This window comes from Vibrio sp. Vb2131 (genome assembly GCF_033338535.1).
Lineage (GTDB): Bacteria > Pseudomonadota > Gammaproteobacteria > Enterobacterales > Vibrionaceae > Vibrio > Vibrio alginolyticus.
The window spans coordinates 1-922 of the sequence record NZ_JAWOSW010000057.1; the positions used below are offsets into that span (position 1 = coordinate 1).

Sequence of the window (922 nt, forward strand, 5' to 3'; positions counted from 1 at the left end):
CTATGCGTTGATTTTAGTGATTTAGGTGGTTTGCGGCGGCTTTTGTATTGCGTTGCTCACCCCTTAGCAGGGCGTTATAAGCACTGGCACAGCTCTAAGAATTCAAACGTTCATTCTTTAATCAAACTTTTAACTGGTATATATGCACAATGATGCACCTCTATGTTAAGGAGGTGTATATGCCAAAAATTTATGAGTACTTAGGGATAGTTCTATTTTTTTACAGCAATGAGCATGAGCCGATTCACATACATGGTAAGTTTCAAGGTAAAGAATCTAAGGCGGAAATTCACCTAAAGAATGGACGTATAACAAGAGTTGTAGTCAAAGATAAGGGGACTGGGTTAGAGTCTAAGAAGAAGCGAGAGTTTCAAGACTTTGTTCACTGTTATGCGGAAGATATAGTGGATAAGTGGGTAGACTACTTTGTAAAGAAGAAACATGTAAGTCCAATGATAATTACGAAGAAGGTTAAAAATGTCAGAGTTATCGGTGGTTAGAGCAACGCATCTTACTGGTCACATATTAGAAATCGAGTTTAGTGATAGTCATATTTCAATCGTGGACTTCGCACCATTTATTTTTGGTAATGGTCACCCAGACTATGATGTGTATAAAGACGTTTCTCACTTTTTGAAGTTTGACCTACTTGATGGGAATCTAAACTGGGATGATTACACAATGATTTTTCCTATCGGTGATCTATACCAAAACAAATTGTAATAGTGCTTCTAACAAACTGTTTAAGAGTGATTCGCAACGCTTGGCATTTTTGCTATGCGTTGCGTTTAGCGTTTAAGATGGCATGCGGCGGCTCCAGTATTGCGTTGCTCACACCTTAACAGGGCGTTAGTCGCCAGAAAAAGCTAGCAATCAAAATCATGTTTCTGAGCTCAAAATTTGGCAGCTGTTTGTTTGATAC

2 protein-coding genes are annotated in these 922 nt (G+C 38.6%); both read left to right on the forward strand.

The window, feature by feature from the left end; genetic code table 11:
- Positions 1–179: 179 nt before the first annotated feature.
- Positions 180–500: a DUF4160 domain-containing protein gene (locus tag R7E38_RS22830; RefSeq protein WP_025523864.1), complete on the forward strand. Its 321-nt coding sequence runs from the start codon at positions 180–182 to the stop codon at positions 498–500.
- A complete protein-coding gene (locus R7E38_RS22835; RefSeq protein WP_025523863.1) occupies positions 478–723 on the forward strand; it encodes a DUF2442 domain-containing protein in 246 nt (81 codons plus the stop codon). Before R7E38_RS22830 ends, R7E38_RS22835 begins: the two co-directional genes overlap by 23 nt.
- Positions 724–922 lie beyond the last annotated feature (199 nt).

Excerpts from the sequence above, each read along its gene's own strand:
- R7E38_RS22830 (WP_025523864.1), top strand. The coding sequence starts at position 180 with ATGCCAAAAATTTATGAGTACTTAGGGATAGTTCTATTTTTTTACAGC.
- R7E38_RS22835 (WP_025523863.1), top strand. The coding sequence starts at position 478 with ATGTCAGAGTTATCGGTGGTTAGAGCAACGCATCTTACTGGTCACATA.